The sequence below is a fragment of the Streptomyces sp. P9-A2 genome (assembly GCF_036634175.1).
In the GTDB taxonomy this organism is placed as follows: domain Bacteria; phylum Actinomycetota; class Actinomycetes; order Streptomycetales; family Streptomycetaceae; genus Streptomyces; species Streptomyces pratens.
On sequence record NZ_JAZIFX010000001.1, the window covers coordinates 7,939,798 to 7,954,388 of the forward strand.

Annotated in this window: 13 protein-coding genes and 2 pseudogenes; 9 read left to right on the forward strand and 6 right to left on the reverse strand. The window is 73.2% G+C overall.

Going from position 1 to position 14,591, the window contains the following annotated elements:
• The first annotated feature begins 38 nt into the window (after positions 1–38).
• The 4 genes from V4Y04_RS35590 (at position 39) to V4Y04_RS35605 (ending at position 4,365) form a co-directional block, all read left to right on the forward strand.
• Positions 39–1,067, forward strand: a complete 1,029-nt coding sequence (locus V4Y04_RS35590; RefSeq protein ID WP_332432399.1) for a LacI family DNA-binding transcriptional regulator — start codon at positions 39–41, stop codon at positions 1,065–1,067.
• 111 nt (positions 1,068–1,178) lie between these two features.
• A complete protein-coding gene (locus V4Y04_RS35595) occupies positions 1,179–2,480 on the forward strand; it encodes an alpha/beta fold hydrolase (protein ID WP_332432400.1) in 1,302 nt (433 codons plus the stop codon).
• 76 nt (positions 2,481–2,556) lie between these two features.
• The gene (locus V4Y04_RS35600) at positions 2,557–3,300 is read left to right on the forward strand and encodes a PIG-L deacetylase family protein (RefSeq protein WP_332432401.1); all 744 of its coding nucleotides are present in this window, start codon (positions 2,557–2,559) and stop codon (positions 3,298–3,300) included.
• A gap of 222 nt (positions 3,301–3,522) precedes the next feature.
• Complete coding sequence (locus tag V4Y04_RS35605) at positions 3,523–4,365, forward strand: pentapeptide repeat-containing protein (RefSeq protein WP_443080141.1); 843 nt, start codon at positions 3,523–3,525, stop codon at positions 4,363–4,365.
• Positions 4,366–4,815: 450 nt separating this feature from the next.
• Here V4Y04_RS35605 and V4Y04_RS35610 read toward each other — a convergent pair whose 3' ends face one another.
• Positions 4,816–6,312 (reverse strand): cytochrome P450, encoded by a 1,497-nt coding sequence (locus V4Y04_RS35610; protein WP_332432403.1) that lies wholly within the window; start codon positions 6,310–6,312, stop codon positions 4,816–4,818.
• A gap of 128 nt (positions 6,313–6,440) precedes the next feature.
• Between V4Y04_RS35610 and V4Y04_RS35615 the strand changes: the two genes are divergently transcribed.
• Together V4Y04_RS35615 and V4Y04_RS35620 are read left to right on the forward strand one after the other, a co-directional pair.
• On the forward strand, positions 6,441–7,049 hold the full coding sequence (locus tag V4Y04_RS35615) for a TetR/AcrR family transcriptional regulator (RefSeq protein ID WP_332432404.1): 609 nt from the start codon (positions 6,441–6,443) through the stop codon (positions 7,047–7,049).
• Positions 7,050–7,137: 88 nt separating this feature from the next.
• The gene (locus V4Y04_RS35620) at positions 7,138–7,866 is read left to right on the forward strand and encodes a DUF2470 domain-containing protein (protein ID WP_332432405.1); all 729 of its coding nucleotides are present in this window, start codon (positions 7,138–7,140) and stop codon (positions 7,864–7,866) included.
• A gap of 46 nt (positions 7,867–7,912) precedes the next feature.
• On the opposite strand, the gene V4Y04_RS35625 is transcribed toward V4Y04_RS35620, so the two are convergent.
• The 3 genes from V4Y04_RS35625 to V4Y04_RS35635 form a co-directional block, all read right to left on the reverse strand.
• The gene (locus V4Y04_RS35625; protein ID WP_332432406.1) at positions 7,913–8,977 is read right to left on the reverse strand and encodes a hypothetical protein; all 1,065 of its coding nucleotides are present in this window, start codon (positions 8,975–8,977) and stop codon (positions 7,913–7,915) included.
• A gap of 59 nt (positions 8,978–9,036) precedes the next feature.
• Positions 9,037–10,290, reverse strand: a complete 1,254-nt coding sequence (locus V4Y04_RS35630) for an FUSC family protein (RefSeq protein ID WP_332432407.1) — start codon at positions 10,288–10,290, stop codon at positions 9,037–9,039.
• Positions 10,291–10,426: 136 nt separating this feature from the next.
• Positions 10,427–10,921, reverse strand: a complete 495-nt coding sequence (locus V4Y04_RS35635) for an FBP domain-containing protein (RefSeq protein WP_332432408.1) — start codon at positions 10,919–10,921, stop codon at positions 10,427–10,429.
• A 233-nt stretch (positions 10,922–11,154) separates the two neighbouring features.
• Between V4Y04_RS35635 and V4Y04_RS35640 the strand changes: the two genes are divergently transcribed.
• Entirely contained in the window at positions 11,155–12,453 is a 1,299-nt protein-coding gene (locus V4Y04_RS35640; RefSeq protein WP_332432409.1) for an ROK family transcriptional regulator, read from the forward strand.
• A gap of 82 nt (positions 12,454–12,535) precedes the next feature.
• Complete coding sequence (locus tag V4Y04_RS35645) at positions 12,536–12,808, forward strand: hypothetical protein (protein ID WP_332432410.1); 273 nt, start codon at positions 12,536–12,538, stop codon at positions 12,806–12,808.
• Positions 12,809–13,170: 362 nt separating this feature from the next.
• Here V4Y04_RS35645 and V4Y04_RS37955 read toward each other — a convergent pair.
• Positions 13,171–13,415, reverse strand: a pseudogene (locus tag V4Y04_RS37955) (PHP domain-containing protein); the annotation flags it as partial.
• A 163-nt stretch (positions 13,416–13,578) separates the two neighbouring features.
• On the opposite strand from V4Y04_RS37955, the gene V4Y04_RS35650 reads away from it, so the two are divergent.
• Positions 13,579–13,818, forward strand: a complete 240-nt coding sequence (locus V4Y04_RS35650; RefSeq protein WP_332432411.1) for a hypothetical protein — start codon at positions 13,579–13,581, stop codon at positions 13,816–13,818.
• A gap of 210 nt (positions 13,819–14,028) precedes the next feature.
• Here the strand turns inward: V4Y04_RS35650 and V4Y04_RS35655 are convergent.
• Positions 14,029–14,577, reverse strand: a pseudogene (locus V4Y04_RS35655) (VanZ family protein); the annotation flags it as partial.
• Positions 14,578–14,591 lie beyond the last annotated feature (14 nt).

Consider the following 14,591-nt stretch of genomic DNA (forward strand, 5'->3'; position numbering starts at 1 on the left):
CGCCTTCCACCCCTCGTCTCCTCGGAGGTCCCTGCCCGATGGCCCAGTCGGTGGGTATCAAGGATGTCGCCCGAGTCGCCGGAGTCTCCGTCGGCACGGTCTCCAATGTGATCAATCGCCCGGACACGGTCGCCGCCGAGACCCGGGCCCGGGTGCTGTCCGCCATCGACCGGCTCGGCTACGTCCGCAGCGAGTCCGCACGGCAGTTGCGCGCGGGCCGCAGCCGGATCATGGGCCTGCTCGTCCTCGACATGGGCAACCCGTTCTTCGTCGACGTGGCGCGCGGTGCCGAACGCGCCGCGCGAGCGGCCGGCCTCGGCGTGATGGTCTGCAACAGCGCACAGAACGCGAGCGAGGAGGCCGACTACCTCTCCCTCTTCGCCGAGCAGCGGGTACGGGGCGTGCTGCTCACCCCGGCCGACGCCACCGGCCGCAACATCGAGGCCTTCCGCCGGCACGGCATCCCCTTCGTCCTGGTCGACCGGGTCGCGGAGGGCACCACCGAGTGCTCGGTCTCCGTGGACGACGTCGCCGGCGGCGCGCTGGCCGTGCGGCACCTCGTCGACGCGGGGCACCGGTCCCTCGCCTACGTCAGCGGGCCGCCCGGCCTGAACCAGGTCCGGGATCGGCGCACCGGCGCGCTGAACGCCCTCGCCGAGGCCGGACTCGGCCCACAGGCCCTGCGCGAACTGCCCACCGAGCGGCTCGACGTCGCCGCCGGACGGGACGCGGGCGCGCGGCTGCTCGGGCTCGCCGACCGCCCCACCGCCGTCTTCTGCGCCAACGACCTGCTCGCCCTCGGTGTGCTCCAGGCGATGTACGCGGCCGGGGTCGGCGTCCCGGACGACCTGGCCATCGTGGGCTACGACGACATCGAGTTCGCCGCCGCGGCGGCCGTTCCCCTCACCTCCGTACGCCAGCCCGCCGTCACGATGGGTGCGCTGGCTGCGGAACTGCTGCTCGAGGAGACGGGGACGGGGACGACGGGGCCCGCGCCCCACGAACACCGCAGGGTCGTGCTGCGCCCGGAACTCGTCGTCCGGCGCTCCAGTCTGTCGGCCCGCTGACCAGCGGGTCCTGTACGCATGCCGGGATCCCGGGTCCGACGGCCGGACGGCCGTGTGCTGAACTGGGTCGCGGTCCGTCCGACCAACCGTCCGTTCGTCCCGGGAGCCCTGTTGACCGTCAGTTACCGCCAGCCCGGTGTCGTCCTCACCGACCGCCGCTTCACCGTCCCCCTCGACCACGACATGCCCTCGGGCGAGACGATCGAGCTGTACGCACGGGAGGTCGTCGCCGGCGACCGGGCGGGCCAGGACCTGCCGTGGCTGCTGTATCTCCAGGGCGGCCCCGGCTTCGGGGCGAACCGATTCGTCGGGAAGCCGTCCTGGCTCGGCCGGGCCCTGAAGGAGTACCGCGTCCTGCTGCTCGACCAGCGCGGCACCGGCAGCTCCACCCCCGCCAACCGGCAGACGCTTCCGCTGCGCGGCGGCCCCGCCGAGCAGGCCGACTACCTCGCCCGCTTCCGCGCCGACTCGATCGTCCGCGACTGCGAGGCGATCCGCCCGCAGGTCACCGGCGGCGCCCCCTGGACCGTCCTCGGCCAGAGCTTCGGCGGATTCTGCACCGTCGCCTACCTCTCCACCGCGCCCGAGGGCCTCGACACCGCCGTGATCACGGGCGGCCTGCCCTCCCTGGACGCCCACGCCGACGACGTCTACCGGGCCGCCTACCCGCGCATCGAGCGCAAGGTCGCCGCCCACTACGCCCGCTACCCGCAGGACGTCGAACGCGCCCGCCGCATCGCCGGGCACCTCCTCGGCCACGAGGTCGTCCTCCCGAACGGCTACCGGCTCACCGTCGAGGCGTTCCAGTCCCTGGGCCGCGTACTGGGCAGCGGCGACGGCAGCCACCAGCTGCACCACCTCCTGGAGGACGCCTTCGTCCCCACCCCGGCGGGCCCGGCGCTCTCCGACGCGTTCCAGGAGCAGGCACAGGGCCTGCTCTCGCACGCGGGCCACCCCCTGTACGCACTCATCCACGAGCCGATCTACGGCCAGGGCACCCGGCCCACCGCCTGGTCGGCCGAACGGGTCCGGGCCGAGTTCCCGCGCTTCGACGCGGAGAAGGCCCTCGCGGGCGACGGCCCGGTGCTGTTCACCGGCGAGTCCGTGCACCCCTGGATGTTCGACTGCGACCCCGCGCTGCGCCCGCTGCGCGAGACCGCCGAACTGCTCGCCGCCCGCACCGACTGGGCCCCCCTGTACGACCCGGCCCGCCTCGCCGCCAACGAGGTCCCGGCCGTGGCGGCCGTCTACCACGACGACATGTACGTCGACACGGCCCACTCGCTGCGCACCGCGCGGGCGATCCGCGGCCTGCGTACCTGGGTCACCGACGAGTTCGAGCACGACGGCATCCGCGCGGGCGGCCCCCGCGTACTGGACCGGCTGCTGGCGATGGCCCGCGACGAGGTGTGAACCCGCGCGCCGGGTCCGGCGCGTGTGCCGTGTCGCGTCCCGGGGCGTTGTCGGTGGTGGAGGTTAGTCTGCGGGCATGACCGAGGTGACACCCGCTCAACTCGAGCCCATGCCCGACGACTGGCAGCGTGCGCTGGCCGTCGTCGCACACCCCGACGACCTGGAGTACGGCTGCTCGGCGGCGGTCGCGTCCTGGACCGACGCCGGCCGCGAGGTCGCCTATGTGCTGGCGACCCGCGGCGAGGCGGGCATCGACACCCTGGCCCCCGCCGAGTGCGGCCCGCTCCGGGAGCGGGAACAACGGGCGAGCGCGGCCGTGGTCGGCGTGTCGACGGTGGAGTTCCTGGACCACCGGGACGGCGTCATCGAGTACGGCACCGCCCTGCGCCGGGACATCGCCGCCGCCGTCCGCCGCCACCGCCCCGAGCTGGTCATCACCCTCAACCACCGCGACACCTGGGGCGGCACCTTCTGGAACACCCCGGACCATGTGGCCGTCGGACGCGCGGTGCTCGACGCGGCCGGTGACGCCGGCAACCGGTGGATCTTCCCGGAACTGACCGAGCGGGGCCTCGAACCCTGGAACGGGGTCCGCTGGGTCGCGGTGGCGGGCTCCGGCACCCCCACCCACGCCGTGGACGCGACGGACGGCCTGGACAGGGCGGTGCGTTCGCTGCTGGAACACCGCGCCTACATCGAGGCGCTGACCGACCAGGATCCCGAGGAGTACGTGCGCGGCTTCCTGACGGGGAACGCCCGGGAGACGGACAAGCGGTTCGGCGACCGGCCCGCGGTCGCCTTCGAGCTGTTCTCCCGGTGACGGATGACGGATGACGGATGACGGCACGGACGAGACGGGCGGGAACGGCGCGGTGGGAGCGGAGCACGCGGAACCGTCGCCGACGGCCGCATCACCGGCATGTACGTCCTCGCCGACCCCGAGCGGCTCGACCGTCCGGAGGTGCCCGGCCTCACCGGATGAGCCCGGCCGACGGCGGTACGGTCCGGCACCCGCCCCGCGTTCCGTCGTCCCGCGTTCCGTATGCTGAACAGCATGTCGGAACCGAGGACCGGCCTTCCCGGACTGAGCGGTGACTGCGCACAGTGTTTCGGGCTGTGCTGCGTCGCCCTGCCGTTCACCGCCTCCGCCGCCTTCGCGGTGGACAAGCAGGCCGGCCGGCCCTGCCGGAACCTGCGTGAGGACCACCGCTGCGGTATCCACGCGCGGCTGAGGCAGGAGGGATTCAGCGGCTGCACGGTGTACGACTGCTTCGGCGCCGGGCAGAAGGTCTCGCAGGTCACCTTCGGCGGAGAGGACTGGCGCACCGGGCCGCCGGAGCGGGCCCGTCACATGTTCGACGTCTTCCCGGTCGTCCGGCAGTTGCACGAGCTGCTGTGGTACCTGACCGAGGCGCTCACCCTGCCCGCGGCCCGCCCCGTGCACGCGGACCTGCGTCGTGCGCTGGAGACGACGGAGCGGCTCACCCGGGGGACCCCGCAGGAGCTGGGGGAACTGGACGTGGGCGCGCACCGGCAGGATGTCAACGCGCTGCTGCTGAAGGCCAGCGAGCTGGCCCGGTCCGGGGTGCGCGGACGCCGGAAGGACCGCCGGGGCGCCGATCTCATGGGTGCCCGTCTCAAGGGGGCCGACCTGCGCGGAGTGAGTCTGCGCGGCGCCTACCTCATCGCCGCCGACCTCACCGGCGCCGACCTGCGGGGCGCGGACCTGATCGGCGCCGACCTGCGTGACACCGACCTCACGGACGCCGATCTCACCGGGGCGTTCTTCCTCACCCAGCCACAGCTGAACGCGGCCCGGGGAAGCGCCGGCACCACCCTGCCGGGGACACTCATCCGTCCCGCGCACTGGACGGCGGGAGCCTGACACCGGGCCGGCGGGTCCGGGCGCGTCGGCTGCCCCGCCGAGCCGGGCAACCGTGTCGCCGGGCCGGGACGTCTCCTCCGCCCAGGATGCCGCCGGACAGGACGCTCGTCGCCGCCGAACGGGCCACATCCCGCGGACGGTGAAAGCGGTGGCGCGGGGCGCGGGCGGAGAGTCGGAGCCGGAGTCGGAGTCGGAGTCGGACGAGAGCCACCCGCGCATCGAGCGAGCCCGTTGACAACCGACTCACCTCCGGGCCACGGCCTGTGGGGGGCCGTCGGACGCCCCGAACGCCCCGGACGTCCCCGCGCCGGCCGGGACACCAGCCCGTCCCAGCCGACAGGCTCTCCCCCAAGCTCTTCGAGCAGGGGGCCCCATCGCGTCGGCGCCCTCCTCCGCCTTGCGGCTGAACGCACCGACCCCCGCTCGCCCCGGCCGGACGGACACCGTCGGCTACCTCCGACTTGATCCGCCGGTCGGATCCTGGTCCGCCGAGGGCCCGACCGGCGCCGTCCGCCGCTCCGGGCGGAGCCGCAGCCCGTCCGGCATCAGTGTCAGTCGCTCGGTCACGCGCAGCCGGTAGCCGGGATCGGGCCGCAACTCGTAGCGGCGCAGCAGGAGCCCGAGCACCAGTGTCGCCTCGTGCAGCGCGAACTGCCGCCCGATGCAGGCTCGCGCCCCCGTGCCGAACGGTTTGAAGGTGTGCGGGGGACGGGACCGTACGGCCGGTGCGTCGAAACGGTCCGGGTCGAACCGCTCGGAGTCAGGGCCCCACACCGCGGGGTCCCGGTGCAGCATCGGCGTCAGCACCATCGTCCACGCTCCCCGCCGCATCGGATGCTCCCCGGCCAGCACCGTGTCCGCACGGGCCTCCCGGGCGAAGGCGGGCGCGGTCGGCCACAGCCGCAGCGACTCGTCGAGCACCCGGCGCACGTACCGCAGCTTGGCCACCTGCTCGTAGCCCGGCGTGGCCGAAACGCCCCAGACGCGGTCCACCTCGGCGCGGGCACGGTCCGCGACGTCAGGGTGCAGGGAGAGGAAGTGCAGGGCGAAGGAGAGTGCGCCCGAGGTGGTCTCGTGACCCGCGACCAGGAAGGTGATGACCTGACGGCGGACGTTCTCGGACGACAGCCGCTCACCGGACTCGGGGTGCGCGGTGTCCAGCATCCGGTCGAGCAGGTCGCCCTCCCCGCCACCGTCCGCGCGCCGGATCCGGACCACCTCGTCGACGATCCGGTTGAGGCGGTCGATGTCGGTGGCGTTGCGCCGGCTCGCGCTGCGCAGCAGGAGCGGGGCCAGTGGCGCGGGCACCGCGTTGAGCCGCTGCGCGTAGCCGAGCGTGCCGACCATCGCGGTGACGAAGGGGTGCGGCCGGGGCCGTTCGAACGACCCGAAGTCGTGCCCGAAGCCGGTGCGCGCGATCGTCTCCAGCGTCAGCTTGGTCATGTCACCGGGCACGTCCACCGTCCGGCCCGCACCTGCCGTACCGTCCCAGCGCTCGGTCAGCCGCTCCGCCACGGCCAGCATCATCGTGTGGTAGCCCGCCATGGCCTCACGGTTGAAGCCGGGGGCGAGCACGTCGTGGGCGAGCTGCCAGTTGGGCTCGTGGTTGTACGCGGTGAACAGGCCGTCACCCGCGAGCGGCCGCAGATTGGCCACGCCCAGCCCCACATGCTTGGCGAAGCGCGCCTCGTCGGCCAGATCGGCCGCCAGTTCCGCACCCGACACCAGCACGAACTCCTTGCCGAAGGCGTTCCGCCGGAAGATCGGCCCCAGTCGGCGGGCGAGTCGCATCGAGTCCTGCACCGGGGTGCTTCTGCCCGAGCCGATGACGTCACCGACGAACGGGACCCGGTAGGGAGGGCGGGGGATGCGGTGCAGTGCGGGCCAGCCCTGCTCCGCGCCGCGAAATCCCCTCGGCGGCACGGTCGGTGTCGTCGTCTCCGCCATGCGATCCCCTTCGGTCCGGCAAGCGACTGCGACGCGGTGGGTGCCCGCGGAACCCGTGTTGTACGCGGGTTCAATACGCCTTTCCAGTCTGGTCCGGTTGCTGAACCGGCGTCAAGTAAGGTGCGGGAATGGCCGTGGACGAGGGCGGGCGCACGCGGCGCCGGCTCAGCACCGAGGAGCGTCGCGAGCAGCTTCTGTCGGTCGGCGCGCGGCTGTTCTCGGAGAGTCCGTACGACGACGTGTGGATCGAGCGGGTGGCCGGGATCGCCGGGGTCTCGCGAGGCCTGCTGTACCACTACTTCCCCACCAAACGGGACTTCTTCGCGGCGGTGGTGCGGCGAGAGAGCGACCGGATGCTGCGTATGACCGCGGCGGTTCCCGGATCCCCCGTCCGGGAGCAGCTGGCGTCGGGGCTCGACACGTACCTGGGGTACGTGGCGGCGCACGCGCACGGCTACCGCGCCTTCCACCGCGCCGAGGCGGCAGGGGATCTGACGGTGCGCCGGGTCTACCACCGGGCTCTGGCCGCGCAGGAGCGGCAGATCCTGGCGGCGCTGGCCGGGGACCCCGAGTTCGGCCCGCTGCTCGGGCGGCGGCCGGACGCGCGCCTCGCCGTACGAGGCTGGCTGGCCTTCACCACCGCGGTGTGCCTGGAGTGGCTGCGCGGCTCCGAGCTGAGCCGGGAGCAGGTGCGCGACCTGTGCGCACGCGCCCTGCTCGGCGTTCTCACGCCCTGAGCGGTCGCGCAAAGATCACGCGATCGGCTTGGCGTACGCCACGATCTTCGCTAGGTTAGGCAAGGCTTACCTAACAGGAGGTTCGAGGATGGGTGACGACACGCACGGCTGGACGGCCGAGCCCGGCGCGGCGGAGCGGGCCCGTTCCGTGCTCGCCGCCGCATGGTCCTGCGCGGTGACCGCGGAGGGCTCGCGCGAGGAGTTCGTCGGCGCGCACGACGTGACCGACGACGGCCGCATCCTGCTGCACGTGCCCGAGGACAGCGCGCTGCTCACCGCCGCGATCTGCGCGCCCCGCGGTGAGCCGTCCGCCGTACTGGAGTTCGCCGACGTCGCACCCGTCCCGGTGCGGAAGAGGATCCGCGCCCGGCTGTGGCTCGCCGGCTGGTTCACCACCGAGGACGACCACCTCGCCTTCCGCCCCACCCGGGTGGTGCTGCGGCGGGAGTCCGGAGCCGTCGTCGTCGACCCGGACGAGTTCGCCGCGGCGCGGCCCGACCCGCTGGCCACCGCCGAGGCCCGGCTGCTGACCCACCTCGCCGACTGTCACGGCGACGCGGTCGAGCGGCTGACCCGTCTGGTCGAACCGGACAGCCTGCACGGCGTGGTCCGCGTCCAGCCGCTCGCCGTCGACCGACACGGACTCACCCTGCGCATCGAACGCGTCCGCGCGGGCGGTGACGTACGGCTGCCCTTCCACCGGCCCGCCGACGACCTCGGCCAGCTCACCGAACGCATGCACGTACTCCTCTCCCAGGCGAGCGCGGTCACCTGCCCCCGTCCGCTGCAACGGCAACGCGCCGACGGCGACGGCTGACCGGACGCCGTGTACACGAGCAACCCCTGCCCTCGACGCCCGGCGGCTACCAGTCACCGTCCTCCACCGGCTTGCCCGGCGCGTCCCCGAGCTGCTTCACCTGGTGCGGCGACGGCGGCTGCCAGGGCTCGTGGTCGTCCCCGAGCCAGTCGCCGACCGGCTTCACCGACCGGAGCGGGCCGGCCGGGCCGAGGTCCTGCGCGTCCTGGTCGTAGTAGTCGAACCAGGGCAGCCCCGCCCGGGTGTAGGCGGCCCGGTCCACCGGGGACGGAGGCGGCGCCTCGCCCGTGATGCGCCGCCACTCGGGAGGCGTCACCAGGTGGACGAACACCCGCCCCGAGGGCTGTGCGGCCCAGTCCGCCGGCGGCCGGTCGTCCTGGTAGACCTCCTGCCGCATGGAACCGCCGACACCGAGACCCATCGCCGCGGCGGACCGGGGCGCGCCGCGGGGCCCCGTGGGGGCCGCGCCCGGCGCGGGCGGCGCGGCCATGGCGCGTGCGGCGCCGTACCCCTCGGCGTGGGCCGGCGGCCGGGCGGCCAGTTCCGCCCGCTGCCGCTCCAGCCGCTCCCGCTCCGCCCGGCGCCACCGGGCCAGCGCGTCCTCGCCGAGCGGGAAGGACTGCAGCTGGACACCGCCCCACACCTCCTCGCCGGTGACCTGGCCCTCCACCGTCGCGCCCAGGCCCAGCGGCACGGCCACGAACTGGCGGACCGTGCTCTTGCCGGAGTTGATGCCGTCCAGCCAGCGCTGCCGGGGCAGCACCACGTAGTTCTGCGGCGAGCGGGCGAGCCGGTCGCTCCACGGGCGGCCCGAGACCGCGCACACCTTGCCGACCCCCACCTGCAAGGCGGCCGGCTCCCTCGTACCCGCGAAGCTCAGCCACAGGGCCTCCCGCAGATACACCGGCAGCATCACCCCGCCGCGCGCCCGCCAGGCCTCGGGCACCGAGTCCGCGTAGTCCGCGACCCGCCGCACCGGGAACTCGCCCAGGCCAGGGGGCAGGGCGTGCGTGCCCGTCTCCGGCAGCCGCAGCGTACGGATGAACCGCACCACCGCCCCGCCCGGCAGCCGCAGGGCGTTCCCGTCGATCCGCACGTCGGTGTCGGTCATCCGCGCGCCCCCTTCGTGTGCTCGTGGCCGGCGGCGTACCCGCCCGCCGCCGGCATCTCTCACCGAGAACGCCCGGCGGTACCCCGGCGGTTCCGGCGCAGCCGGCCGGGAACGTGCAGCCGGTCCCGCGTCCGGGTGATCCGGGGCATGCGCTCCCGCTGCTCACGGGTGTGCCGGTCCAGTTCCTCCATCAGCCGGTGCGACCGGTGCTCGGTGTCCATCTCGTCCAGGATGCGGTCGGTCTCGGCCAGCAGCGCGCCGTACAGCTGCCACTGCCGGGCGTCCGCGCGCACCGTCTCCAGCAGCAGCCGGGCCAGCCGGTCGCGCGTGGTGACGGCCTGTCGCAGTTCGGCGGTGAGCCGGTCCTCCGCGGACTCCGCGTTCTCACTGACACTCGCGGTGACCAGCACCGCGAAGCTGACCACCGCGTCGGAGATCTCGGCCAGCAGTCGCTCGACGAGGGCGCCCTCCGCCGGCGAGAACAGGGGGCCGGGCTCGCGTTCCTTCGCGAGGTCGGTGAAGGTGCGCGCCAGCACCCGCAGGACGACGGTGCAGATCTCCAGGGTGTCCAGCCCGGTGCGCAGCACCACCCGGTGCAGCAGGCCCTCGCGCACGCGCGGGTTGAGCCGCAGGCTGTCCTCGGCCTGCCGGAGGTCCGCGTCCACCTCGGAGATGTCGTGATCGAGTTGGCGCGCCTCGTGCAGCCGCGCCGCCGCCTCGTGGTGGGCCGGCTTCCCGGCGGCCTGCTCACCCAGGCGGAGCATCAGCTGCCGCACCCGCCGGGCCAGCCCCTCGATCGACTCACCGGCCTCCTCCACCCACACCGGCGGGGCCAGGAGCAGATTGAACGAGAGTCCGACCACGGCGCCGATCAGCGTCTCCAGGATGCGCACCCACGCCACGTCCCCGACCGACGTCACACCGAGCACCAGCATCGCGCTGATCGCCACCTCGGGCACGAATTCGTGCACGCGTACGAGGCGTCCGACGAACAGCGACGCCAGGATCAGCAGACCCAGACTCCACCAGGTCAGGCCCACCAGAAGGCTGAAGAGGATGGCGACGACCACCCCGGCCACCACGGCGTTCACCCGGCGCACGCCGGTGGTGAGCGTGGAGTACAGGGTGACCTGGACGACGAGCAGCGCGGTCAGCGGTGCGGTGAGCGGGGCGGACCCCGGGCTGAGCCGCAGCGCGATGACGTACGAGACCGTCGCCGCGGCCGTCGAGCGGAGCATCTGCACGATCTCCGGATCACGGTGCCGCTTGACGAACCCTCTGACCGGCGCGGTCCACTCACGTACCACTCGCATCCTTCGACGCTTCCCCCTCACCGGAAGCGTCGAACGTCTTCGGGAGGTTCCGCAGTCGTGCGGGGGACACGGCGATTCTCAGGAGACTCCCCGGGGGACGCTCGCGGACCGATGGCCCACCGGAGTTCCCGGGACGTCACACCTTGTCGAGGAAGGCGTACAGATTCCCCAGGGCGCGGGCGATCAGCTCGTCGAGCGTGAGGGTCTCCTCGATCCGCATGCCCGACTCCGGTACCTTCCTGCCCCGCAGATAGAGGGAGCACGCGAGGTCGGTGCACATGTAGGCGCCCACCGAATTGCCCTCGCGCCCCGCCGCGCCCGCCCGGCGCGCGGTCATCAGGGAGACGCCCCCGCGCGGATGCGTCGTCAGGCACAACGAACACATGCTGCGGTGCGGAGAGCCTCGTCGCGCGGGCTGGAACCGCAGTGCCACCCCGACCAGACGGCCCTGGTCCGCACGCTCGGTGACCAGGTAGGTGCGGTCGGGCGCACCCGGATCCCGCCAGCCCAGGAAGTCCAGATCCTCCCAGACCCGCGCCCCGAGGTCGCGCGGCACGAACAGACGCTTGGCCTCACCCTTCGAGCAATTGACGAAGGAACCGCGTATGTCCTGGTCGGTGAGTGATCTCATGGGGTTCTCCGGTGTTCTCCTGCTACAGCCTGTCGAAACCAGGGAGACCCGGGTTTCCGTCCCACGGTAAGGAGCCCGAAGGAGTCCGGTCCAACGGTTTTCCGGGGTGTGCCCGGACGATGTGGGCGGACAGCTTTAGTTCACCACATTAAATAAGGGTACGGAAAAGTCGCGCCGAGGTGGTCCCCGGCGGTATGTTGCAGGTCGGACAGGGGTTCGGGAGGAGCAGCCATATGGCGGGGCGGAGCGGGCGCACGGTACGCGACCTCAGGCGGGCCAACCGCGGGGCCGTGCTGCAGCGGCTCTACTTCGACGGACCGCTCAGCCGCTTCGAACTCGGCCCGGTGACCGGGCTCAGTTCCGGCTCGGTGAGCAATGTCGTCGCCGACCTGGTCGGTGACGGCCTGGTGGAGGAGGCGGGCAGTGTCGACTCCGACGGCGGTCGTCCGCGTACCCTGCTCCGGGTGACACCGGACAGCGGCCACATGATCGGCGTGGACGTCGGCGAGACCCGGGTCCGTGTCGAACTGTTCGACCTGACGCTCACCGAACTCGCCCGTGCCGAGCGTCCGCTGGAGCCGCAGCGCTACGAGGTCGACGTCATCGTCGACCACATCCACGCCGGAATCGCCGAGGTGCTCGCCGCCGCCGGCCTCGCCCCCGAGCGGCTGCTCGGTGTAGGCATCGGCGTCCCCGGCATCGTCGAGCACACGTCCGACCGGGGTGCCGTCGTGCACGGACAGACCATCGGGTGGGACGCCGTCGAACTGGAGTTCCTGCTGCGCAACGGCTCGCCCCTGCCCGACGGCGTGCCCTGCTTCATCGACAATGGGGCCAGGACCCTCGGCCAGGCCGAGATGTGGTTCGGGGCGGGACGCGGCGCGCGCAACGCCCTCGTGGTGCTCTTCGGCTCCGGCGTCGGTGCCTGCCTCGTCAGCCCGGAGGCGGAGTACGGCCGCGCGGTCGAATGGGGGCACCTGACCGTACGGGTCCGGGGACGCCGCTGCCGCTGCGGTGCGCTCGGCTGCCTGGAGGCCTACGCGGGCGCGGAGTCGCTGCTCGCCCGGTGGCGGGAGGAGGGTGGCAGGGTTCCCCGAGGCGCCGACGAGGAGACGGCGCTGACCGCGATGCTCGCCGCCGCCTACCCTCCCGCCGCCGACACCGACACCGCCGCCGACCCGGTCGCGCTCGCCGTGCTGGAGGAGACCGCCGAGTACCTGGGCGCCGGCCTGTCCGATCTGATCAACCTCTTCCAGCCGGAACGCATCCTCATGGGCGGCTGGGCCGGCCTCCAGCTCGGTGCCCGGTTCCTGCCCGCCGTCCGCAAGCACGCCCTGTCGTACGCGCTGCGCCATCCCGCTGAGAACGTGACGATCGAGCTGGGCAGCCTCGGCCCCGACGCCGTCACGGTCGGCGCCGCGATCCTGCCGCTCGCCGACTTCTTCGCCCGCGGCGGACGACGCCCCGACCCGGATCCGCAGTCCCCGCCGCCCGCCTGGCACACAGCTCTGCAGGAACGGACGCCGCGCTGAACGTTTCGCCGGGTGCCGAGGCGGTACCCGCGGGGCACGCTCACGGAAGAGCGGAACGGCCTACGGAAGATGGGAGCGTGCCGTGACCGACCACCGCCACGAAGGACCGGGTGAGAACGGCCAGGGCATCCCCCGGGATCTGCCCGACCAGCAGGCGGGCGAGGGCGAGGACCCCTGGGAGGTCGCCCCGGGCGTCGAGGAGGACATGGCCGCCGGGGAGCCCGGCCAGGACGCGTCCGGTGAGCGGCAGCCCGACGTCCCCGACACGGACGAGGCCGGGACCGGTCGGCGGGGTGCGCCGCACTCGGCCTCCGCCGACCCGGAGCAGCCGGTACCGGACGAGTCCTCCGCGTAGCGCATCACGGACCTGTACGACGGGGGTGCCCGCGCAACGGGGGAGTCCCTGCTCGGCCCCGCCCGCGGACGGAAAAGAGGAAGCCCCGACCGCGACGGGGGAATCACGGTCGGGGCGGCTCGGTGGTGAGCGCGGAAGGCGGTCGCCTCTCGGCAAGGGCTCCACAGGGCTTCAGCCGAACGATCGTCCCTGTGGGCGGAAGGTGTGGCCCGGGGACACTGTTCCTTACGCACCCACGTTCTCTTCAACGGAAAACGGTCCCGGTGTGTTCCAGGTGGTCCGGTCGAATACTCCGACTTTGCGGTGATGTGCGTCACCTCTGCCCGCCCGTGCCGGTGGATTCCTCCTCGAGGGTGCGCGGAGCCGGGCGCCTCACCGGCCGGCGCCTTCCGTACCACCTGCGCGGTCTTCGGGCCGATGCCCTGGGGTGGCTCCAGCAACTCCAGCGACCCGGCCGCCACCTGTCAACGCGCCTCGCCCGCACCCGGCCCGGCCGCCGCCCGGTCAGCCCTCGGGCGGCGGTACGGAAGGCGCGGACGCGGTACGCCGGCGTCAGGGACCGAGCCGGCGGAAAGGCGATCCGTTCCAGCGCCTCGACGGGAGCCATGAGGGCGCCCCGCGCTCCAGAGCCCCCAGGGCACGGGCGGCCGCGCGACGGACGGTCCAGGACAGCGGCCGAAGGACCTCACGGCCCCGGCGCCCGCTCGGGTCTCCTCCTGCCGCCGGCACGCGACCCGCGCGCGTCCGGTTTGCGCTCTACGCTCGTATGCATGACCGAAAGCGCGAGCCCGTACACCGCCCATCCACGGATCATGGTGCTCGGCGTGCAGCCCGGTACACCGCCGTTCCGGATCGTGGAGATCGACGGAGAAGTGATCGGCGAGGCCAAGGCCGTCACCGACGTGCTGCTGGCCGCCGCCGCGTTCGGGATCACCGTCCATGATCTCGACGACCCGGACGTGGTCCGCTGGGTCGGCGGGGACAAGCACACCTGGACCCCGCGCCGGTAGGCGTCACGGGGGACACCGGGCAGGCCCGGCAGGCGCCGCGGGTCATGTCTGCGCTCTGGTCTCCTTCCCGGACTCCGTCTCGGCTCCCGCCCCGGCCCGGTCCCTGCCCTTCGCCCTGCTCCGCAGCAGGCCCCGTGACGTGCCCTTCGGCGCGCTCTTCGCCTTGGCGGCAGGCTTGGCCTTGGCCCTGGTTTTCGACACGGCCCCGGCCCTCGGCCTGCGTGCGTGCACGGCCCGACTGAGCCGGCGCCCCAGCAGGAGGTATCCGATCAGCGCCCCGCCGGTGTTCAGGATGACGTCGTCGATGTCGAAGGCACGGCCGGTGATCAGGGCGCCCTGAGCGAACTCCACCATCAGCATCACGATTCCGGTCAGCAGCAGCACCTGCACGAATCCGCGGGTGCGCGGCGCCAGCACCGGCGCGAGGACGCCGAAGGGCACGCCCAGCAGGAGGTTGCCGCCGACCTGACGGACGGCGTCGCGCAGCGCGGGCTGGTCCAGATAGGCCTGCAGGGAACGGCCGGGATGCAGATTGGTGTGGATCAGTGCCTCGGAGGCGGGGGAGGGCTGCAGCGTGAGCCGGGCCAGCGCCACCGCGAAAACGACCATGAGCGCGAAGGCACAGAGCATCACGAGCAGCCGGAGCGGCAGCGGGAGCGGACGCCGCTCGTTCCCGCGGCCCCCGGTGTCACGTCCGGGTGGATCGCTGTCCGGCTTCCGGCGCCACGCGAAGCGCGGGCGTGAGGCTGTACGGGTCATTCCGTCCTCCGACC